The organism is Novosphingobium sp. BL-S-19 (assembly GCF_055521675.1).
The window spans coordinates 693,017-711,511 of the sequence record NZ_CM145498.1; the positions used below are offsets into that span (position 1 = coordinate 693,017).

Here is an 18,495-nt window from a genome sequence, read left to right on the forward strand (position 1 = left end):
CAAATGCCGGCAGCGGCTGCAATCAAGGTAATGGTGGTCGACGACCAGACGAGCATGCGCGCGATGATCCGTCGCGCCCTGCAGGATCTGGGTTTCAAGGACATTCGCGACAAGGGCGCCGCGACCGAGGCTCTGGCCGCGGTCAAGGCGGACCGGGTCCATCTGATCATCTCGGACTACAACATGCCCGAAATGGACGGGCTGGAGTTCCTGGAAGCGGTGCGACAGGATCCGGTGATCGGGAAGACCGTGTTCATCATGCTCACGGGATCGGCCGACAAGGAAGTGGTCCAGAAGGCGGCCGCGCTGGGCGTCAACAACTACGTGGTCAAGCCTTTCGCGCCGGCCGCGCTGAAGGAAAAGATCGAGCGCGTCTTCGGCGAGCTCGTCTGAACCGATGCGCCGGGTCGCCATCGTTCAGGGCGAATATCATGTCGCCAACCAGCAGGGCGTGGTCATCTCCACGCTGCTGGGATCGTGCGTCGCCGCCTGCCTGCAGGACCCGGTGGCGCGCGTGGGCGGCATGAACCATTTCCTGCTGGGGGAGCCGGGCGCCGACAGCCCGGTCTCGCCCACGGAAATGCAGCGCTACGGCATTCACGCGATGGAGCTTTTGATCAATGCGCTGATGCAGCGCGGGGCCCAGCGTTCGCGGCTGCGCTGCCACCTTTACGGCGGCGCGAACATCGTCGCCGGGCTTGGCGGCATCGGCACCAAGAACGGCGAATTTGCGCGCAATTTCCTGCGGACCGAGAGCATCCCTCTCGACCACTGCGATCTTGGCGGCACGCAGGCGCGCAAGGTGGAATTCATGCCTTTCGAGGGCCGCGTGCGGGCGAAGACGGTCAAGGACGAGCCATTGCCGGTGATCGTCAGGCCGGCACCGGTCGCGGCGCCGCAGCGCACCGGCGAACTCGAACTGTTCTGACCATGTCGGGGCACAAAACGACTACAGGGGAAGCGACCAAGTGACGATGATGTTGGAAGGCCACGGAGCCTCGCTGTGCCAGGCGATCGCGCAGGAGATGCGCGTGGCGCGCGAACTGCTGGAGGAACTGGCCGGCGTGCTGGTGTCCGACGAGCGGTTCGTGACCGACTATCTCGACCAGCTTCAGGCCTTCGACCTCATCGTCCAGCACGTGGACGAGAGCGCGGCGCTGCTCGACCGGATGGCCGGTGGATCGGCGCTGGGCGAGGCGTTGGGGCAAGTGCGGCTCAACGTGATGCAAGAGCGGCTTCGCGCCGCTTTCGACTGAGGAGCGGCCGGTGGCGCAGGGGCACGGCGATGCGACGATCGTCATCCGCAAGGTCAAGAAACATGCCAAGCACGCGCACCACGGCGGCGCGTGGAAGGTGGCCTATGCCGACTTCGTGACCGCGATGATGGCCTTCTTCATGCTGCTCTGGCTCCTCGCCAATCCGGACAAGCAGCAGCTGAAGGGGCTGGCCGAATACTTCTCGCCCGCCGCCGATCGCGATGCCGTGCCTTCGGCGCTGACCCAGAATCCCGGTCCGCAGCCGGGCCTTGGCGGCCACAGCCGCAAGGCGCAGTCGGAAGATGAAAAGGCCGTGGGCGAACCGTCCGCCGAAGCCGGCGTCAAGGGCGCGGCGCGCGGCGGCACGGCCAATGTGCCGGAAGCGGCGCTGCGGGTGATGGCGCAGGAAATGCAGCTTTCGCTGGAGCAGCCGGTCGATCCCACGCAGGGCAAGCGCAACGTCGATGTCGAACCCTCGCGCGACGGGATGCGCATCCACCTGGTCGACACGGCAGACCGTTCGATGTTCAAGGGCGGCACTGCCCAGCTCAACGCCTATGCGCGCGACATGCTGGTGCGCATCGCCCGCAAGCTGGCGGGCACCGGGGCGCAGATCGCCATCGAAGGGCATACCGATTCCACCGGCGGGCAGAGCGAGGCCAACTGGTCGCTTTCCGCCCAGCGCGGGCTGGCCGCGCGCGCGGCGATGGTGGACGCAGGCCTGCCGGCAGACCGCTTCGCCGAAGTGGTGGCCAAGGCGGGAACCGAGCCGGTCTACCCCGACCATCCCGAGCGGCCCGAGAACCGCCGCATCACCATCGTCGTGATGGCCGAGCCTTCGGCTCTGCCGCAGGACGCGAGCTTCCAGTTCTGATGATGAACCGGGGCAGACACATGCAGATTTGGAGCATCAGGTGATCAGAAAGATCATGATCGCGGCCGCGGCGCTGGTTGGCGGAACGGCCATCGGCGGCGGCGCGGCCTTCGCCGTGGTGCATTTCGCGCCGCAATTGCTGCCCGGCATTCCCAAGCCGCGCGAGGCCAGCGAATTCGTGGCAACCGGAACCATTCTGGCGCCAGTTACATTCGCGGATGGCCGCCTTTCCGGCTATGTCTCTTTCGAATGCCAGCTGGAAGTGCCGCAGGGCAAGGCCGCGGAAGTGACGCAGCAACTGCCGGTGCTGCTGAACGCGGTCAACATGCGCAGCTATCGCCAACCGCTGGCCAGCGGGCCGGATGGGATGATCCCCAATCTGGACCTGTTTCGCCGGGTGATGATGGACGCCGCGCGCGAAGTCTACGGACCAGACATCGTGCGCCGCGCCGTGATCACCCAGGCCGCGCCGATCTGACCTGCAAGCACCAAGGAAACGAGCCCCCATGTCGTTGCCGCCTTCCTACCGCCTTGGTGCCGCCGGCGAATTGTCCGGCGGGCTAGAGGCATCGCCGTCGTTCGACCCTTCCGGCCCCGAACTGACGTCCCGCGATCTGGTCGCCCGCGCCCCGCGCGTCACCACGATCCTGCTGATCGGCAAGCTGGCCGCGGGCAACCGCGAGACGCTGTGCCGTGTGCGCAACATCTCCGAAACCGGCATGATGGCCGAAGTCCACGGCACTTTCATCGTCGACGAAGCGGTGGAGGTGACGCTGAAAGCCGGCGATACGCTGGCCGGAACCGTGCGCTGGAACCGCGCCGGACGGATCGGCGTGGCGTTCGACGGCCGCGTCGACGTGCCCGAACTGCTGGCCCACGCGGCGATGCGCACCGGCATCGAGGGCATCGCGCGTGGCCCGCGCTTTACCACCGATTGCCCGGTGGCGCTGCTGGTGGTCGGCTATCGCCATCCGGCCCGTCTGGTCGACATCTCGCAGGGCGGGGCCCGCGTCACCGTTGCCAGCGCCATGCCGCGTGACCAGTTGCTGGGCGTTTCCATCCCCGGCCTTGGCGAGCGCGAGGCTGCGGTGCGCTGGGTCGGCGAGGATTCCTGCGGGCTCGTGTTCCTCGAACCCATCTCCTTTGCCGACCTTGGCCCTTGGCTCCTCGATATGCGTGCGCGTTTCGGTACGTCGGCCTGATGGCCGAATGCGGCACCGGCCCACTCCCCCACCCGACCTCCCATCCAGGATACACTGTTGTGGCAGATCGGGTGGGGGAGTGGGCCGGTGGCGCAAGCCTTCGACGAATGTCGAAGGCGCACCTCGGTTTTAACCCGGGCCACCGAAGCTTTTGACCAGGGAACCCGCCACCAGTGCCCAGCCATCCACCAGCACGAAGAAGATGATCTTCATCGGCAGGGATATGGTCGCCGGCGGCAACATCATCATGCCCATGGCCATCAGCACGGCCGCCACGGCAAGGTCGATGACCAGGAACGGGAGCAGCAGCAGGAAGCCGATCTCGAACGCGCGGCGCAGTTCGGAGATCATGAACGCCGGCATCAGGGTCGACATCGGCAGCGCCTCGCGAGAGGCGGGGACTTTGCCGGAGAGCGAGACGAACAGCTTCACGTCCTCGTCCCGCACTTGCTTCAGCATGAAGGTGTGGAACGGCTTGGAGCCTGCTTCCAGTGCCTGCGTCTCGTTGATGCGGCCCTGGTTGTACGGGACCATGGCATCCTTCCACGCGGCGTCGAAAGTCGGCGCCATGACGAAGAAGCTGAGGAACAGCGCCAGGCTGATGATCACCGGGTTCGGCGGCACGCCCTGCGCGCCAAGGCCCGAACGCAGCAGCGAGAGCGCAACGACGATGCGGGTGAACGAGGTGATCGTCATCAGGATGCCGGGCGCAAGGCTCAGCACCGTCATCAGCAGGACCAGCTGGATCACCCGGCCCGACACCGCACCGCCGCTGGCGCCACCAAGACCGCCCAGCGCGTCGGGCGCGGCGGCGGCTGCCTTGGCCATCGCCAGTTCGGGCACCAGGGCAACGATCGCGGCGCAGCCCAGCGCCGCGGCAAGAGCGAAACGCCGGTTCATTCAGCGATATCCTTTGTTCGCACGGAACCGCTGCACGGTGCCGAATCCAGCATGATCACGCCCTCAGGCGCAATCAGCAGGCTGATTTCCTTGTAGTCGCGGCGGATCATCACGATCTGGCGGCGCGGATCGAGCGACAGGCGCTCCACCAGTTCCAGCCGGCGCGGGGTGTCCTTGTCGCCCAGATTGGCCAGCCACTTCTGCGGCAGGCGCAGATCATAGCGGCGCACCACCCAGAGCGCGCCGACCAGGATGCCCAGCACAACGCCCAGCGCCCCCAGCGTGCGCAATACGGCGAGGATCTCCACCGCTCAGCGCTCGCGCTGGACGACCTTGGTGATTTCGAGCGACATATGCTCTCCATTCACCAGGATCTTGCCTTCGGCCACCAGTTCGTCGTTCACATAGACGCGGGTGGGATCGCTGTGCCCGCAGTCCAGCGGGATCATCGCGCCACGGCTCATTTTCAGCACCTGACGGATGGGAATGCTGGTTGAACCCAGCACGATCTGCAGGTCGATGGGAATTCCTTCGAGGACGGACATCGCAGTGCGTCTCCTTTCGCCCTCGTTATAGGAAAGAAAAATATAGGAGTGATCCGAACTAGGCAAAAAATGCCTATAAGGAAGCTGTCTGCACCGCAGGTGGACCTGCGGACAGGGGAGCTAAGACGATGGAATTGCAAGACTCGATCGACGTTTCGGCCTCGGGCCTGCGCGCACAGTCGCTGCGTATGCGCGTGATCGCGGAAAACCTCGCCAACTCGGACTCGGTGGCCACCACGCCGGGCGGCGATCCCTATCGCCGCCGCGTCGCCACGTTCGCGGCCGAAGTCGATCGCGCCACTGGCGCCACCAAAGTGGGCGTCAAATCGATTGAGGGCGACCAGAGCCAGTTCACCCGCGTCTACCAGCCGAACAGCCCGGCGGCGGATGCGGCCGGCTATATCGAGCAGCCCAACGTCAACCCGCTGATCGAAGCGGCCGACATGAAGGCGGCGCAGCGGTCCTACGAAGCCAATCTCAACGCCATCGAATCCGCGCGCGGCATGACCATGCGCACGATCGACCTGCTCAAGTAAGGAACACTCTCCATGGCAATCGGAGCCCTCGACGCCGCGGCCGCCTATGGCCGCGCGATCAAGACCACTGCGCCCTCGTCGGGCGCTTCGGACGATTCCTCCACCTCGATCACCGGCGCGGCCGGCGGCGGCAGCAGCTTTGGATCGATGGTGGAATCGATGGTCGGCAACGCGGCCGGCGCGCTGCGCACGGCGGAGAGCGAAAGCGCCAAGCAAGTGGCCGGCAAGGGTGACCTGATCGACGTCGTCACCGCCATCGGCGCGGCCGAAACGGCGCTGGATACCGTGGTTTCGGTGCGGGATAAGGTGGTCAACGCCTATTCCGAAATCATGCGGATGCAGATCTAGTCCAGAAAGGGGAGGGGGCGCCATGGATGCGGCTTCCGCCATCGAGCTGACCCGCGCCGCAATGGTGCTGGTGCTGACCATCGCCGGGCCCATGCTGATCGCCGGGCTGATCGTCGGCGTCACCGTCGGCTTGCTTCAGGCCCTGACGCAAGTGCAGGAAATGACGCTGACTTTCGTGCCGAAGCTGCTGGTGCTGGGCACTGTCCTGCTGCTCTCCCTGCCGATGATCGGCCATGCGCTTGCCGCGTTCATGGAGCGCATTGCCGACATCATCGTGACCGGATAGCCCGCGATGGACGCCGCCGTTCTTGCCGCGTTGCCGATCGATGTGGCGACCTTCCTGATCGTGTTCACGCGCGTGGGGGCGGTGATCATACTGCTGCCGGCCTTTTCGGAGGATTCGGTGCCGATGCAGATCCGCCTGGTCATGGCGCTGGGCATGACGCTGGGCCTCTACGGCCTGCTGGCGCCGCATGTGGCGCCGGCGGTGAAGGGCGGGGCGGACCTGCCGATCCTGGTCATTTCCGAAATGCTGGTGGGGCTGGCCTTCGGCACCATCATCAAGATCATGTTCAGCGCCGCCGCCATCGCCGGTTCGATGGTCACGCAGCAAGTGGGCCTGTCCTCGGCCCTGGTGAACGACCCGTCCATGGGCGGACAGTCGCCGCTGCTGGCGCGGCTGTTCGGGTTGGCGGCGCTGATCGTCTGTATGTCGCTGGGCGTCCATCACTTGTGGATCGGCGGCATCGTGCAGTCCTACTCCACCTTCCCGGTTGGCGGGCTGCCGCCGGCGGCGGACTTCGCGCAGCTGGCCGTGCATGTGACCGGTCAGGCCATGTCACTGGGCATCAGTCTGGCCGCGCCGCTGATCCTCTACGGTGCGCTGTTCAATCTGGCGCTGGGCCTTTCGGCGCGCGTGGCACCGCAGATCCAGGTTTTCTTCATCACCCAGCCGCTGAACCTGATGCTGGGCATCTCGGTCTTCAGCGTGGTGCTGGGCAGCATGCTCACCGCCTTCGCCACCGCCATGACCTCGTTCATGCAGGACGGATGGAAGTTCTGACGCCATGGCCGATACCGACAAGGACCAACGTACACACGAGGCTACGCCCAAGCGCCTCGATGAAGCGCGCAAGCGCGGCGAAGTGGCGATGTCGCCCGAAATGCGCCACGCGGCGATGCTGCTGGGCGGCCTGATCGTCACTGGCGGGCTGGGCGCCAGCGCTTTCGCGGGCCTGAGCACGATGCTGGTGCGCCTCTGGGGCAATGCGGATGATTTCCGCATGGATCCCGATGGCGCGCAGAACCTGATGACCGGGCTGGCGCTGCATTTCTTCTGGTCGCTGCTGCCGGTGCTGGCCGTGCTGGTGGGCTGCGCGCTGGGCATCGGTTTCCTGCAGGGCCGCTTCACGATCAGCTGGCACCGTCTGGCGCCCAAGTGGTCCAAGTTCAATCCGATGTCCGGTCTGGGCCGCATCTTCGGCAAGCGATCGCTGGTGGAATTCAGCAAGACGCTGGCGAAGTTCGCCGGCATCGCCTTCGTGGTGATGACGGTGCTGCGTCCGCGCATGGTGGGGCTGGACCAACTGGTTGGCTACACCCCCGGCGCGCTGGCCCATGCAGCCGGCACGCTGGTGTTCGAGGCGGTGCGTGCCGCGGCGCTATCCGTGGCGGTGCTGGCCATGGCCGACTTCTTCTACCAGCGCCGGTCCTTCTTCCAGCGCATGCGCATGTCGCTTCAGGAAGTGAAGGACGAGCACAAGCAGAGCGAGGGCGATCCCAAGATCAAGGGCAAGATCCGCCAGATCCAGAGGCAGCGTTCGCGCCAGCGCATGATGGCGGCGGTGCCCACTGCCAGCGTGATCGTCACCAACCCCACGCACTATGCCGTGGCGCTGAAGTACGATCACGGGCAGATGGCCGCGCCGCTGGTCGTCGCCAAGGGCGTGGACGCCATCGCGCTGCGGATCCGGGAGATCGCGAAAGAGGCGAACGTGCCCATCGTCGAAAGCCCGCCGCTGGCCCGCGCGCTGTTTGCCTCGGTCGAGATCGACCGGCCCATCCCGATCGAACACTACGCCGCCGTGGCCGAGATCATCGGCTACGTCATGCGCCTTGCCAAGCGAGGCGCCCGATGACGGAGCTGCTGACGGCAAAAAGGCCGACGGCCCGCGCCAAGGCGCCGTTCCACCTTCCTATAAGGACAGTGATGAAGATGCCCCTGAAATCGAGGAAGCGCACGCCGCTGGTCGCCCTTGCGGCGATGCTGGCGCTGGCCGTGCCCGGCACCGCCCTTGCGGACGCGCAGCCACGTATCAAGGACATCGTCGATGTCGAGAACGTGCGCCCGAACCAATTGGTGGGCTATGGCCTGGTGGTCGGCCTGCAGGGCACCGGAGACCGCATCCGCAACGTGCCCTTCACCGAGGAAACGCTGCAGGCGATGCTCGAACGCATGGGCGTCAACATTCGCGGCGACCAGATGCTGACCCAGAACGTGGCGGCGGTGACGGTGACGGCGACGATGCCACCCTTCGCGCGCTCCGGCTCCACCATCGACGTGCAGGTATCCGCCCTGGGCGACGCCACCAGCCTGCAGGGCGGCATCCTGCTCGTCTCCTCGCTGCGCGCGCTGGATGGCGAGATCTATGCCGTGGCGCAGGGCCCGGTCGCGGTATCGGGCTTCAAGGCGCAGGGCGCGGCGGCCAAGCTGAGCCGCGGCGTGATGACCACCGCGCGCATCGCCGGCGGCGGCATCGTCGAGCGGGAAGTGCCTTATGATCTGCGCACCGCCCAGAACCTGAAACTTGCCCTGAAAAACCCCGATTTCACCACGGCGCAGCGGATCGCCGCACGGATCAACGATGAAGGCTCGGGCTCCGCCGAAGTGCTCGATCCCGCCACCGTGCAGATCACCCCGCGCGGCGGCAACGTGATCGAGATGGTCACCCGGATCGAGAACCTGACCGTCCCGGTCGACCAGCCGGCGCGGATCGTCATCAACGAGGCGGCGGGCACCGTGGTCATGGGCGCGGACGTGCGCGTCAGCCCCGTGGCCATCGCGCAGGGCGGGTTGACCATCAGCGTTACCGAAAGCCCGGTCGTCTCGCAGCCGGCGCCGTTCTCCAACGGCCAGACCACCACCGTGCCGCGCACGCGGGTCGAGGCGAACGACGGCAACGGTGCGTCGTTGGCGATGCTGACCGAGGGTACCTCGCTGCGCACGCTGGTTTCGGGCCTCAACTCGCTGGGCGTCAGCCCGCGTGACCTGATCACCATCCTCCAGGCCCTGCAGAGCGCCGGCGCGCTCCAGGCCGAGATCACCGTTCAGTAAGGGCGCGGCGATGACCGATACCACAACCGCCTCCGCCATCACTTCGCAGCCCGCGCGCCAGACGGTGACCGCGCAGGACAAGTCTCCTGCCGCTGTCGCCCGCCAGTTCGAAGGCGTGTTCGCCGGCCAGATCGCCAAGATCATGCTGGAGACCGTCGATGTGGACGAGAAATTCGGCGGCGGCCATGGCGAGGAGATGTTCCGCGGCATGATGGCCGAGCAGATCGGCAATCAGATCGCCAAGGGCAAGGGCCTCGGCATCGCCTCCGCCGTGGAGGCGCAGATCATCCGGATGCAGGGGGGCAACCCCCAGACCGCGATGGCCCGTCCGGCCAGTGGCGGCGCAGGGAATACGCAGCCCAACACCGTTCAAAGTGGTGCGACACAGACAGCGGCCAGGCAGGCGGCGGCGGCAGAAGCGATCGCCGCGCAGGCCGGTTACGACCAAGGGGATAGCGGCGATGCCGAATGAAATGATCGAGATCATGACCTCGCTCTCGCTGGTCATGCGGGAAGAGACCGAGCGGCTGCAGCGGCGTGAACGCGTGCTGGATCTTGCCGCGCTGGCGGCGGCCAAGGCGCGTCTGGTCGCGCAGCTTGAGGAAGTGCTGGCCCGCCGCAATCGCCGCGAGCCGGAATGGCAGGCGGCGATGAACGAAGAGACGCGCGAGCGGCTGACCGAATGCCTTGCCGAGCTGCGCGCCGCCTCGATCGCCAATGCCGCGCTGCTGGAACGCCAGATCGAGCTGTCGATGGAAATGATGACCGCCATCGCCGACGAGGCGAAGCGCCTCAGCGGCAACCGGTCCTATACTTACGTCGCCAGTGGCGATCTGGCCCGCGTGGACGCCGCGACGCCGATCTCGTTCAACGGCGAATACTGAGCGAATTGAGAATGAAAGCAGGGCCGGTGCCATGCCGGAATTGCCTTTAGCGGGCATTTCCGGCATGGCACCGCCCCTGCGGTGCTTGGGCCCTTGGGGGCCGCTGTTAAACGAGCTCAAACATGTTGCTTGAGGCGTCATACCGAACCGGCGTTGCGACCAGATCCTCATCAATGGACATCAATGTCCCATTGTGAATTTGCGCCTGGCCCGATGCAATATTGCTCGCGATCGTGTCGAGGCATGAGCCGATGTCAGTGAAATCGGCACCGTTCACGGCGCTCAACCCATATTTCCACCATTGCAGGCTCAGCAAATCGTCGACGATGGCGGGTTCGAACCGGTAGCGAATGATTTTTGCGGGCGCCCCACCGACGATGGCGTAAGGTGGAACATCGCGCGTCACAACCGATCGGGCTGCCACCACGGCGCCATCGCCGATCGTGACTCCGCGCCGGATAAAGACGCCTTCCCCGATCCAGACATCGTTTCCGATCGTGATCTTGGATACCCGTCCGGCCAGCGAGGCTTCCAGCGCGCATGCCGACTTGTCCAGCATGGGCCGGTTGGCTTCGCCGAATTCGCATCGCTCGCCGGGGGTTGCAGCGGGCAAGGGCGATCCGGTGAACAGAGGGGCGGCGGAGATAAAGTCCGTCGGGTGTTCAATTTCACCCGCCACGATATTGCTTGCGATGGAGCAGAACCGGCCGATCGATGAAACGTGCCTTATGAACGTGTCCCGTCCGCCCAGGAACGTGTAGGCTCCGATGAAATCGATGTCGTAGACACCTTTTTCGAAGTTCCACATTGTGTTCGATCAACATCGATTTTTTGGGGCCGAAGCCAATCTGCGACAGCGGATCTATCGCGACGTTATGATATCGACATTTGGCGATTTCATCATCGGACAGATGATTTCCCACAAGGCTCTCCAGTAATTCGTTCGCGTTATCGGCATTATAGAATGGCGATCCCGTGGTGCGGCGCACGGCCGATTGCGGCAGGCGGGATCGGTGCCGCTAAATCGCTCTGGGCGAATTTCGGGCGGCCTCTCAGCCGTCGCTGTCCGCGCGCGGCTTGGCATCGTCTCTTACAAGCTCGGCCGCGACGGAAGCGGGGGCCGGGCGGCCGAACAGGAAGCCCTGACCGAAGGCACAGTCCCGCTCGATCAGGAAGCGTGCCTGCTCCTCGGTCTCGATCCCTTCGGCCGTCACCGGCATCGCCAGACTGCGGCCAAGGTCCAGCACCGTGTTCACCAGCTTGCGTCCGGCGTCGTGATCCAGTGCCTGGATCAGGGTGCGGTCGATCTTGATGGTGTCGAGCGGCAGGTGACACAGCCGTGCCAGGCTGGCGTAGCCGGTGCCGAAATCGTCCAGCGCGATCCTTGCTCCGGCCCGGCGCAGGGAATCGATGGTCGCGCGCGCATCGGCCAGACTGTTCATCATGGCGTTCTCGGTAATTTCCACCGTCAGCCGCTCTGGCGGCAAGCCGCAGGCGAAGACGATCTGCAGCAGCCGGCCGGCCAGGCCCGGGTCGCAGACCTGCCGGGGGGACATGTTGACGGCAAGGCCGACATCGTCCGGCCAGTCGCGCGCGTCGCGGCAGGCCTGACGCAGCAGCGCGAACAGCATCTCGTCGATCAGGCGCAGGTCTTCGCTTAGTTGCAGGAACAGGTCGGGGCCCAATAGCCCGCGATCGGGGTGCTGCCAGCGCGCCAGCACCTCGAAGCGCGCGATCCGGCGCGAGGGCAGGGTGACGATGGGTTGGTAGTAAGGCACCAGCTCTCCGCGCAGAAGGCCGGAGCGCAACGCCTCCTCCAATGCCGCGCGGTCGGTCAGGCTGGCCAGCATGTCCGGCGTGAAGCGGCGCAAGGCGGCTCCGCCGGAGGCCTTGGCGCGTGACATGGCGATCGAGGCGGCGCGCAGCAGCCGTTCGGGCGCCTCGATGCCGGTTGAATCACTGGCAATCCCGATCGAAGCGGTAAGGTGGATCATGTGCCGGCCGAGCATGATGGGAGAGGCCAGGACGTCCAGCAGGCTGGTGGCGACCCCGTCGGACACATCGGCGCCATCGACGAAGGGCAGCACGCAGGCGAATTCGTCCCCGCCCACATGAACCACGCGGCCTGAAAAACGCGCAGCGATGCGGGAGCAGCGATCGGCGGCGATGGCGATCACTTCGTCCCCGGCGGCGTGACCGCACAAATCGTTGATCAGCTTGAAACGGTCGAGGTCGAGGATCAGCAGGGACAGGGGCTGAGGCGGCCCGTCGCTGCCGCGCAGCGAGGCCACAGCGCGTTCAACCCCGCGCAGTGGCGGTTCGTGCCCTTTGAGCGAAAGGTCGCTGGAATCGGCATCGCTCGCCGGCCGCAATAGTTGCCCTGCAATCGATTCTAACTGGCCAGCGCTGCGCATTGTCGGTCCGCTCTTCTCCTATATCCCATTATATCGGATTGGAGTGAAGAGCGGCCCCGAAAGTCCTGCAAATTGCCGACTATTCGAATACGGCCGACAATACCGTGGCGACGCGCGCGGGATCGATCGCATCGATTGCGACTTCGAACTCGGGATTGAGGCAAAAGCCCAGCGTCTGGCCCTGGCGATCGAAAGTAATGGCGATAACCCGCAGGCCTTCGTCCAGTTCGACCACGGCAAGGCCGCCGGCCGAGGGGAAGCGATCGGGATCGACCACCAGCACCGCGCGGCCGGGCAGGCCGGCTCCCAGCGTGGAGCGGCCGATCCGCAGGCCATAGGAACGCGGGCCGGCACTGCGCGGCGCTTCGACATGGGTATCGGTCGGCGTGCGCGCCAGCAGCCCGCCGGGCAGCGGCGATCCGAAGACCGGCACCAGCCGCACGGTGGCCGTGGCGCAGGCGTCGGCAGCGATATCTTCTGCCGCGAAAGTGCGCGGCGTAGGAGCGTCCAGCACGGGAACGGGGCGTTCGAGCACGGAAGTCTCCAGCGAGGGGCGGGCGGCCTTTTCGCGCACCGTGCGGGTATTTGCAGGCGCCGGCGCGGCAGCCGGGGAGGGTCCGCTCAGTTCCGCGCGCAGTGCCGCGGTGCGGGCGCGGGTCTTGGCGATGCGCAGTTGCGGGTTGGCGATCATCGGCAGGAAGGCATCCAGTTCGCCGCGATCGCAGGCATCGGTGGCGAGTGCTGCCAGCGCCGCATCGTCCGCCGCGCCGAACAGCCGGCGCAGCGAGGCACGCACTTCCTCGTTCCAGCGATCGAGAGGCTTGTGGGCGTTTTCGATGCGCGAGAGGATGACGGGCGCGATCGCGTATTCATCCTCCAGCACGGCGATCGTCAGCGTATCGTCGGCGGCACGGCGCGCGCGCACGGCAGCGGCGATCACCACGGCCAGGCGGTCCGCTTCGGGATCGGTGCGGTCGGCACCCAGGATCGGCTCTGCCCAGGCCTCGATATCGAAAGCGGGATCGTCGATGTCGACAAGCAGGTCCAGCGGATCGACGTGGAGTGCGGCGGCGATCGCGCGCATCTCTGCGGCGCGGGCAAATACTTCGCCCCGTTCGATCTTGGAAAGTCGAATATAGGTAATGTCGGGAAGCTGTTCGGCCAGTTCCAGCAGTGAACCTATATTTCGTTGCTTGCGAAACTTCCTTATCCCGTTTGGAAATACCAGGCTGCGGCAGGCGTCGATCTGAAGGGCTGCGAAACCGGAGGCAGTCGCCTTCCTTGCCCGCCTGCCGGATCGAACTGGTTTTTCTGTCATCGAAGCTCGAATTTCATTGCAATGCCCAAGATGTTTCATGAAGCACCGAGGTGGTCAATATCGCACTTGGGATGATGGTCCAAAACGGGTCAGAACTGGATGGCTATCCGGAAACCCGGGTTCTCTCTTTATTATGATTGCTTAACGATGAATGAGCATTGTATCGCCCCGATTGCAGGTTTTTAACCGTTACCTGGGACATGTAACGCTGCCGCGGTGCAGGTTTTCGGGAATAGCTGAGATTTTGCAAAATATTGAAATTAATCACAAAATTTCAGGATAATTGCATATCGGGAAACCGCAGGTAACGGCTTTTCGGTCGCTGCCAGCGTGGCCGGAGACCGTTCGGATATCGAGGCGATTTCTGGAAATCCCGCATGTTCCGGGATAAACGCCTGAAACGGCGTAGGGTTCCTGTATTGCTGGCGAACAAGGCGATTCGGCAAAAGGAAGGCGCGCACCCGAAAGCGCGCGCCCAGTCTATTCCCGTCCGATTCTATCTGGGGATGCTTGGACGGGGGTGTTCGGTGGCCAAGGCCGTCGATTCGGCGCGGACCGCATGATCAGTTGCGGCCAAGCGCAAGCTTCAGCAGGCCGATCTGCTTCTTGTAGATATTGGTCATCGCCGTGTAGTCGGCCTGGACCTGGCCCAGCGACATCAGCTGGTCTTCCAGGGTGACGTTGTTGCCGTCCGGCTTGGTCTCGCTGGTGTCGCTATCCAGCACGATGCGGCCGCCGGCCTGCGGAGGACGGGCGCCAAGCGCCGTCATCGAAGCGGATAGCGCCACTTGCGGGCGGGCGACGTGCGGGGCGCCGGTCGCCTCGCCATATTGCGAGACGAGCGATGAGAAGTCCGGCGCGGAAACGGTGCGCGCCTTGTATCCGGGCGTCTCGCTGTTGGCGATATTCTCGGAAATGACGCGCTGATGTTCGGCCATCGCCTTCATCGAGGCGGCCATGCCGTCCAGCAGCGGGGGAAGCGAAGACATCGAATGTTCCTTTCGGGAAGGAAGGATCAGGAAGAACCGGTCAGGCGCGACAGCGCGGCCTGATAGTTGGCAAGCTGTGCCTTCTGGTACGCCGAGCCGCCGTTGGACGACGTGACGCCGTCCACCAGCGCAGTCTTCGTCGAATCCCAGTAGAGCGAGCGATAGGCGCTCTGGATCATCGATGCGGCGGACTTGATCTTGGTCAGCGCCTCGGTCGCCGCAGCCTTGGTGGACAGGCTCAGCGCATTGCTGAGCGAAAGGCTGTAGGATCCGCCGGGCGTGACCTTGGGATCGTTCTTGCCTTTCACCTTGGGCGTGCTGAGCTTTACCGGCGTGAGCCCCAGCTTGGCCAGTGCGTCCTTGCCGTCTCCGCCGGCGCTCAGAACCAAAGTGTGACCGGCGGCGACGGTGATTTTCAGCGTCGTCTGCCCATCGACCAGCGAGGTGGTGACGGTGGCGTCGGTGCCGGTGATCTTCTTGATCTTGGCCGCCAGCGTGGTCATCGTCTCGTTCTTGTCGATCGTGATCTTGCGCGCATCCTCGCCATCGACCGCGATCGAGAATTCGTCGCCCGCGCGCAGGCTGGTCTGCGAAACCAGCGTGGCCGAGGTGGTCGGGTTCAGCAGGCCGCTGTGCAGGCCCAGCGCGTCCAGCGCATTGTCGCCGCCCGACAGGGTGGTGATGCGCACCGGCTCCACGGTGGTTGCGACGAGGCCCCATTGCGAGACCGTCTGCACTTCGCCGGTATCGCCGTCGACGCGGGCGATGAAGCCGTCCACGGTGCCGGCCTTGGTGCCTTCCAGCGTGCCGGCGGTGCGGCCGCCGACATAGAGCGTGTTGCCCAGCCAGGTAACGCTGTCGCCCTGGTCGTCGTCGGAAGTGCCGATATAGGTGGTGCTGGCGGAGGTCAGGCCGGCGTCGATCCGGGTGACGAAGGCGTCGCGGGATCCGGTGATGGAATTGACCTGATCGCCGGCAACCGCGCTGCTGGCGGCACCGACTACGGCGATCTCTCCGCTGTCCGAAACCGCAATGGCGCGCGCTTCGACATTGCTGCCCAGGGTGATCGAGCCGAGATCGTTGGACAGCGAACTGGCATCGATCTGGCGCAGCTTGGCGACGCCGCCCTCGTTGGTCAGGGCCAGCAGGTTGCCCGAACCGTCGATGGCGAGCGAGTTGACAAGGTCGTTGCTGCCGCTGTCGATCGTCCGGCGTTCCACGAACTGGCCGCTGGAATCGAGCTTGACGATCACCGCATCGCCGCCGCCGGTGGAGGCGCGCCCGGCGACATAGATGCTGCCGTCGTTGCCCACCGTCACCGCGCTGGCGGTCTCGTTGCCGACCTGGCGGATCGCGGTGGCCGAAAGTTCCTCACCCGCGGCGCTGAAGCGCGCCACCAGCAGGTCGGTCTGGTCCGGATCGCTGTTGTTGAATTCGCCGCTGACCGAACCGGCGACGACGATGTCGCCATTGGGTGCAAGGCTGATCGCGGAGCCCGATGCGGATCCGGCCGCGCCCAGATTGCGCTTCCAGACCACATTCCCCTCGGAATCGACCTTGGTAAGGAAAAGATCGTTCGATCCGTCCGAAACCTGGCTGCCCAGATCGCCGTCGGTGGTGCCGACGATATAGCTGAAACCATCGGAATCCGTCACCATGGCGCGGGCGCTGGTGCTGGCATCGACGGTATAGTCGGTATCCTCGTCGTCATCGTCGTCGGCCGCTGCCACGGCCTGCGCGGTGGCGGTGGCGTCCACGCCGTTGATCGAACTCAGGCGTTCCCAGGTCAGCGAACCGGCAATGTCGCCGAACTTGTAGATTTCCGCATCGGTGGTGGAATCGGTGCGGGTCTCGCCGCTGGCGACCATGATCGCATCGCCGGCATCCACCTGTTCCAGCGAGACTTTCTCGATGCCGGAGGGCTTGAATACCAGCCCCCACTTCTCGGCATCGCTGTCGTAAGCCACCGTGAACTTGGATTTCCACTCGCTGACGGGGTTGCCATCGGCATCGAGCACGGGATCGCCGTTGGCGTCGAGCTGCGGCTGCGCCGAAATTGCGGCATTCAGCGCGGCGGCAACGGAATCGAGCGTGGGCGGCTGGGTCGATTGCGACAGGTCGACATTGACCGTCTGCGTGGTCGTGCCTTTGGCCAGGGTGATCTGGAACACTTCGCTGCCGGTCAGGCCCGAAATCGCGTCACCCTCCTTGGTGGAGACGGTCTCGCCGGTAATGGCGCCGGTGACATCCGGCTTGTCTACCGCAACGGTCTGCACGCGGCTGGCCGAGGTGCCGAAGTTCAACGTCAGCAGATCGGTATCTGTCGAACCGATATAGGACTGAATATCGGACAGCCCCTTGGCGAAGGCCTTTTCCAGCGCCGCGCGCTCGGTGGCCGATGTGCCGGACTTGGCGGCGCTTTCGGCCAGGGTCTGCAGGCGGGTGAGCGCCTTGTAGATCGTGAAGGTGGCCTTCACGTCGGGCAGATCGTCCAGCGAGCTGTCGCGGCTGTACGAATTGTCGATGACCGACAGCATCTTCTTGATCGCCGACACCTGCGAGCTGGTCGACGAGGTATCGGTGTCCGCCAGCTTCCACGGCGGCGTGGTCGCCGGCATGGTGAAAGCCTTCTTCGCCGCGGTGACCGCGGCGCTGTCGGTGGACGTGCTCGTCGAAATGGCGCTGGAGTAAGCGCTGGTCCCGCCAAGAATCGACAGTCCGATGAGCCCGCTGCTGTAGTTTATCGTCAAATCTGCCTCCCGGGCTTCGCACCCGCCCGCTATCATCCTATAAGATAGACGGTCGCAGGCGCCGACAGGTCGGCATCGCGGACTTTTTTGGGGATGAAAGACGTGACGATGATGGCCGCGGTGGGCGAACCGCCCGAGCTTAAGAAATTTTCGGGAATGCAACGCGCTGCCGCGTTGATGCTCTCGCTCGGCCACGAGCAGGGCGGCCCGATCTGGGATCAGCTCACGACCGAGGAAATAAAGGAACTGTCCGCCACGATCGCCCAGCTCGGCCGCGTGCCGTCGGTGGTGGTCGAATATCTGCTGGTGCAGTTCTCGGGCGAAGTCTCCAGCATGGCGACGCTCCACGGCTCTTACGAGACGACCGAGCGCCTGCTGGAAGGCATCATGCCGTCCGACAAGGTCAAGGAAATCATGGAGGATATCCGCGGTCCTTCCGGTCGCACGATGTGGGATAAGCTGTCCAACGTCAGCGAGGCGGTGCTCGCGGGCTACCTCAAGAACGAATATCCGCAGACGGTGGCGGTGATCCTGCACAAGCTGCGGCCCGATCACGCCGCGCGCGTGCTGTCCGAACTGCCGCGCGATTTCGCCACCGACGTCGTGATGCGCATGTTGCGGATGGACACGGTGCAGAAGGACGTGCTGGTCCAGGTGGAGCAGACGCTGAAGAGCGAGTTCATGACCAATCTCTCGCGCGCGCAGCGCCGCGATCCCCACGAGACGATGGCCGAACTGTTCAACGCGCTGGACCGCTCGACCGAGGAAGCGATGCTGGACGCGCTGGACGACAAGGCCCCGGAATCGGCCGAACGCATCCGCGCGCTGATGTTCACCTTCGAGGATCTGGCCAACCTGCTGCCGGGCGCGATCCAGACGATCGTGCGCAATTGCAACAAGCGCGAACTGGCGCTGGCCCTGAAGGGCGCGCCGGACGACATGAAGAAGGTGTTCTTCAACGCCATGACCGAGCGTGCGGCCAAGCTGATGCGCGACGACATGGCCGCGATGGGCCCGGTCCGTGCGCGCGAGTGCGAGGAAGCGCAGACCGCGCTGGTGCGCCTTGCCAAGTCGCTGGGCGATCGGGGCGAAATCATGCTGGTCGATCCCAAGAGCGACGATGCGATGATTTACTGAGACTTGGA

At 65.0% G+C, this 18,495-nt stretch carries 24 protein-coding genes; 16 read left to right on the forward strand and 8 right to left on the reverse strand.

Features of this window, described 5'->3' with window-relative positions:
• Positions 1–3 precede the first annotated feature (3 nt).
• The 6 genes from ACZ1JV_RS11660 to ACZ1JV_RS11685 are packed head-to-tail and all read left to right on the forward strand — an operon-like array spanning position 4 to position 3,332.
• The gene (locus ACZ1JV_RS11660) at positions 4–393 is read left to right on the forward strand and encodes a response regulator (RefSeq protein WP_465136214.1); all 390 of its coding nucleotides are present in this window, start codon (positions 4–6) and stop codon (positions 391–393) included.
• Between the two features lie 4 nt (positions 394–397).
• Positions 398–928: a chemotaxis protein CheD gene (locus ACZ1JV_RS11665; RefSeq protein ID WP_465151684.1), complete on the forward strand. Its 531-nt coding sequence runs from the start codon at positions 398–400 to the stop codon at positions 926–928.
• Between the two features lie 46 nt (positions 929–974).
• The gene (locus ACZ1JV_RS11670) at positions 975–1,256 is read left to right on the forward strand and encodes a hypothetical protein (protein WP_465138593.1); all 282 of its coding nucleotides are present in this window, start codon (positions 975–977) and stop codon (positions 1,254–1,256) included.
• A 10-nt stretch (positions 1,257–1,266) separates the two neighbouring features.
• Complete coding sequence (locus tag ACZ1JV_RS11675) at positions 1,267–2,130, forward strand: flagellar motor protein MotB (RefSeq protein WP_465151685.1); 864 nt, start codon at positions 1,267–1,269, stop codon at positions 2,128–2,130.
• Between the two features lie 40 nt (positions 2,131–2,170).
• On the forward strand, positions 2,171–2,608 hold the full coding sequence (locus ACZ1JV_RS11680; protein WP_465136211.1) for a hypothetical protein: 438 nt from the start codon (positions 2,171–2,173) through the stop codon (positions 2,606–2,608).
• 28 nt (positions 2,609–2,636) lie between these two features.
• A complete protein-coding gene (locus ACZ1JV_RS11685) occupies positions 2,637–3,332 on the forward strand; it encodes a PilZ domain-containing protein (RefSeq protein WP_465136210.1) in 696 nt (231 codons plus the stop codon).
• A gap of 129 nt (positions 3,333–3,461) precedes the next feature.
• Here the strand turns inward: ACZ1JV_RS11685 and fliP are convergent, their stop codons facing one another.
• The 3 genes from fliP to ACZ1JV_RS11700 are packed head-to-tail and all read right to left on the reverse strand — an operon-like array spanning position 3,462 to position 4,777.
• Positions 3,462–4,232, reverse strand: coding sequence for a flagellar type III secretion system pore protein FliP (fliP, locus tag ACZ1JV_RS11690; RefSeq protein WP_465151686.1), 771 nt, complete (start codon positions 4,230–4,232; stop codon positions 3,462–3,464).
• Positions 4,229–4,540, reverse strand: a complete 312-nt coding sequence (locus ACZ1JV_RS11695; protein ID WP_465151687.1) for a flagellar biosynthetic protein FliO — start codon at positions 4,538–4,540, stop codon at positions 4,229–4,231. The genes fliP and ACZ1JV_RS11695 overlap by 4 nt, the downstream gene beginning before the upstream one ends.
• 3 nt (positions 4,541–4,543) lie before the next feature.
• The gene (locus ACZ1JV_RS11700) at positions 4,544–4,777 is read right to left on the reverse strand and encodes a FliM/FliN family flagellar motor switch protein (protein ID WP_395328355.1); all 234 of its coding nucleotides are present in this window, start codon (positions 4,775–4,777) and stop codon (positions 4,544–4,546) included.
• 128 nt (positions 4,778–4,905) lie between these two features.
• Here ACZ1JV_RS11700 and flgC point away from each other — a divergent pair, with 128 nt between their 5' ends.
• From flgC to ACZ1JV_RS11740, 8 genes are all read left to right on the forward strand, one after another.
• Complete coding sequence (gene flgC / locus ACZ1JV_RS11705) at positions 4,906–5,313, forward strand: flagellar basal body rod protein FlgC (protein ID WP_465136207.1); 408 nt, start codon at positions 4,906–4,908, stop codon at positions 5,311–5,313.
• Positions 5,314–5,325: 12 nt separating this feature from the next.
• On the forward strand, positions 5,326–5,661 hold the full coding sequence (locus tag ACZ1JV_RS11710; protein WP_465136206.1) for a flagellar hook-basal body complex protein FliE: 336 nt from the start codon (positions 5,326–5,328) through the stop codon (positions 5,659–5,661).
• Positions 5,662–5,683: 22 nt separating this feature from the next.
• Complete coding sequence (locus ACZ1JV_RS11715; protein ID WP_465136205.1) at positions 5,684–5,947, forward strand: flagellar biosynthetic protein FliQ; 264 nt, start codon at positions 5,684–5,686, stop codon at positions 5,945–5,947.
• 6 nt (positions 5,948–5,953) lie between these two features.
• A complete protein-coding gene (gene fliR / locus ACZ1JV_RS11720; RefSeq protein WP_465151688.1) occupies positions 5,954–6,724 on the forward strand; it encodes a flagellar biosynthetic protein FliR in 771 nt (256 codons plus the stop codon).
• Positions 6,725–6,728: 4 nt separating this feature from the next.
• The gene (gene flhB, locus ACZ1JV_RS11725; RefSeq protein WP_465136203.1) at positions 6,729–7,799 is read left to right on the forward strand and encodes a flagellar biosynthesis protein FlhB; all 1,071 of its coding nucleotides are present in this window, start codon (positions 6,729–6,731) and stop codon (positions 7,797–7,799) included.
• A gap of 125 nt (positions 7,800–7,924) precedes the next feature.
• Positions 7,925–8,995 carry a flagellar basal body P-ring protein FlgI gene (locus ACZ1JV_RS11730; protein ID WP_465152551.1) on the forward strand — a complete coding sequence of 357 codons (1,071 nt, stop codon included), beginning with the start codon at positions 7,925–7,927 and terminating at the stop codon, positions 8,993–8,995.
• A gap of 10 nt (positions 8,996–9,005) precedes the next feature.
• A complete protein-coding gene (locus ACZ1JV_RS11735; protein WP_465151689.1) occupies positions 9,006–9,467 on the forward strand; it encodes a rod-binding protein in 462 nt (153 codons plus the stop codon).
• Positions 9,457–9,879: a flagellar biosynthesis protein FlgN gene (locus tag ACZ1JV_RS11740; RefSeq protein ID WP_465136201.1), complete on the forward strand. Its 423-nt coding sequence runs from the start codon at positions 9,457–9,459 to the stop codon at positions 9,877–9,879. Before ACZ1JV_RS11735 ends, ACZ1JV_RS11740 begins: the two co-directional genes overlap by 11 nt.
• A 106-nt stretch (positions 9,880–9,985) precedes the next feature.
• Here the strand turns inward: ACZ1JV_RS11740 and ACZ1JV_RS11745 are convergent, their stop codons facing one another.
• The 5 genes from ACZ1JV_RS11745 to ACZ1JV_RS11765 all read right to left on the reverse strand — a co-directional run bounded on the left by ACZ1JV_RS11745 (position 9,986) and on the right by ACZ1JV_RS11765 (position 17,137).
• Positions 9,986–10,687: a CatB-related O-acetyltransferase gene (locus ACZ1JV_RS11745; protein WP_465151690.1), complete on the reverse strand. Its 702-nt coding sequence runs from the start codon at positions 10,685–10,687 to the stop codon at positions 9,986–9,988.
• A 244-nt stretch (positions 10,688–10,931) separates the two neighbouring features.
• The gene (locus tag ACZ1JV_RS11750; protein WP_465151691.1) at positions 10,932–12,293 is read right to left on the reverse strand and encodes a putative bifunctional diguanylate cyclase/phosphodiesterase; all 1,362 of its coding nucleotides are present in this window, start codon (positions 12,291–12,293) and stop codon (positions 10,932–10,934) included.
• A 79-nt stretch (positions 12,294–12,372) separates the two neighbouring features.
• Positions 12,373–13,377, reverse strand: coding sequence for an XRE family transcriptional regulator (locus tag ACZ1JV_RS11755; RefSeq protein WP_465151692.1), 1,005 nt, complete (start codon positions 13,375–13,377; stop codon positions 12,373–12,375).
• Positions 13,378–14,174: 797 nt separating this feature from the next.
• The gene (locus ACZ1JV_RS11760; protein ID WP_465136197.1) at positions 14,175–14,600 is read right to left on the reverse strand and encodes a flagellar basal body protein; all 426 of its coding nucleotides are present in this window, start codon (positions 14,598–14,600) and stop codon (positions 14,175–14,177) included.
• Positions 14,601–14,626: 26 nt separating this feature from the next.
• A complete protein-coding gene (locus ACZ1JV_RS11765; protein ID WP_465151693.1) occupies positions 14,627–17,137 on the reverse strand; it encodes an SBBP repeat-containing protein in 2,511 nt (836 codons plus the stop codon).
• Between ACZ1JV_RS11765 and ACZ1JV_RS11770 the strand changes: the two genes are divergently transcribed.
• Both ACZ1JV_RS11770 and fliG read left to right on the forward strand, forming a co-directional pair.
• Complete coding sequence (locus tag ACZ1JV_RS11770) at positions 17,124–17,291, forward strand: hypothetical protein (protein WP_465136195.1); 168 nt, start codon at positions 17,124–17,126, stop codon at positions 17,289–17,291. The genes ACZ1JV_RS11765 and ACZ1JV_RS11770 overlap by 14 nt on opposite strands.
• 167 nt (positions 17,292–17,458) lie before the next feature.
• Positions 17,459–18,487 (forward strand): flagellar motor switch protein FliG, encoded by a 1,029-nt coding sequence (gene fliG, locus ACZ1JV_RS11775; RefSeq protein WP_465138591.1) that lies wholly within the window; start codon positions 17,459–17,461, stop codon positions 18,485–18,487.
• Positions 18,488–18,495 lie beyond the last annotated feature (8 nt).

What these genes read in the sequence shown, in the direction of transcription:
- flgC (WP_465136207.1), top strand. Translation starts at nt 4,906, where the DNA reads ATGGAATTGCAAGACTCGATCGACGTTTCGGCCTCGGGCCTGCGCGCA.
- ACZ1JV_RS11700 (WP_395328355.1), bottom strand. Translation starts at nt 4,777, where the DNA reads ATGTCCGTCCTCGAAGGAATTCCCATCGACCTGCAGATCGTGCTGGGT.
- ACZ1JV_RS11710 (WP_465136206.1), top strand. Translation starts at nt 5,326, where the DNA reads ATGGCAATCGGAGCCCTCGACGCCGCGGCCGCCTATGGCCGCGCGATC.
- ACZ1JV_RS11755 (WP_465151692.1), bottom strand. Translation starts at nt 13,377, where the DNA reads ATGCGCGCGATCGCCGCCGCACTCCACGTCGATCCGCTGGACCTGCTT.
- ACZ1JV_RS11770 (WP_465136195.1), top strand. Translation starts at nt 17,124, where the DNA reads ATGACCGACAGCATCTTCTTGATCGCCGACACCTGCGAGCTGGTCGAC.
- ACZ1JV_RS11665 (WP_465151684.1), top strand. Translation starts at nt 398, where the DNA reads ATGCGCCGGGTCGCCATCGTTCAGGGCGAATATCATGTCGCCAACCAG.
- ACZ1JV_RS11670 (WP_465138593.1), top strand. Translation starts at nt 975, where the DNA reads ATGATGTTGGAAGGCCACGGAGCCTCGCTGTGCCAGGCGATCGCGCAG.
- fliR (WP_465151688.1), top strand. Translation starts at nt 5,954, where the DNA reads ATGGACGCCGCCGTTCTTGCCGCGTTGCCGATCGATGTGGCGACCTTC.
- ACZ1JV_RS11660 (WP_465136214.1), top strand. Translation starts at nt 4, where the DNA reads ATGCCGGCAGCGGCTGCAATCAAGGTAATGGTGGTCGACGACCAGACG.
- ACZ1JV_RS11750 (WP_465151691.1), bottom strand. Translation starts at nt 12,293, where the DNA reads ATGCGCAGCGCTGGCCAGTTAGAATCGATTGCAGGGCAACTATTGCGG.
- ACZ1JV_RS11760 (WP_465136197.1), bottom strand. Translation starts at nt 14,600, where the DNA reads ATGTCTTCGCTTCCCCCGCTGCTGGACGGCATGGCCGCCTCGATGAAG.
- ACZ1JV_RS11745 (WP_465151690.1), bottom strand. Translation starts at nt 10,687, where the DNA reads ATGTGGAACTTCGAAAAAGGTGTCTACGACATCGATTTCATCGGAGCC.
- flhB (WP_465136203.1), top strand. Translation starts at nt 6,729, where the DNA reads ATGGCCGATACCGACAAGGACCAACGTACACACGAGGCTACGCCCAAG.
- fliG (WP_465138591.1), top strand. Translation starts at nt 17,459, where the DNA reads ATGATGGCCGCGGTGGGCGAACCGCCCGAGCTTAAGAAATTTTCGGGA.
- ACZ1JV_RS11735 (WP_465151689.1), top strand. Translation starts at nt 9,006, where the DNA reads ATGACCGATACCACAACCGCCTCCGCCATCACTTCGCAGCCCGCGCGC.
- ACZ1JV_RS11730 (WP_465152551.1), top strand. Translation starts at nt 7,925, where the DNA reads ATGCTGGCGCTGGCCGTGCCCGGCACCGCCCTTGCGGACGCGCAGCCA.
- ACZ1JV_RS11685 (WP_465136210.1), top strand. Translation starts at nt 2,637, where the DNA reads ATGTCGTTGCCGCCTTCCTACCGCCTTGGTGCCGCCGGCGAATTGTCC.
- fliP (WP_465151686.1), bottom strand. Translation starts at nt 4,232, where the DNA reads ATGAACCGGCGTTTCGCTCTTGCCGCGGCGCTGGGCTGCGCCGCGATC.
- ACZ1JV_RS11765 (WP_465151693.1), bottom strand. Translation starts at nt 17,137, where the DNA reads ATGCTGTCGGTCATCGACAATTCGTACAGCCGCGACAGCTCGCTGGAC.
- ACZ1JV_RS11740 (WP_465136201.1), top strand. Translation starts at nt 9,457, where the DNA reads ATGCCGAATGAAATGATCGAGATCATGACCTCGCTCTCGCTGGTCATG.
- ACZ1JV_RS11715 (WP_465136205.1), top strand. Translation starts at nt 5,684, where the DNA reads ATGGATGCGGCTTCCGCCATCGAGCTGACCCGCGCCGCAATGGTGCTG.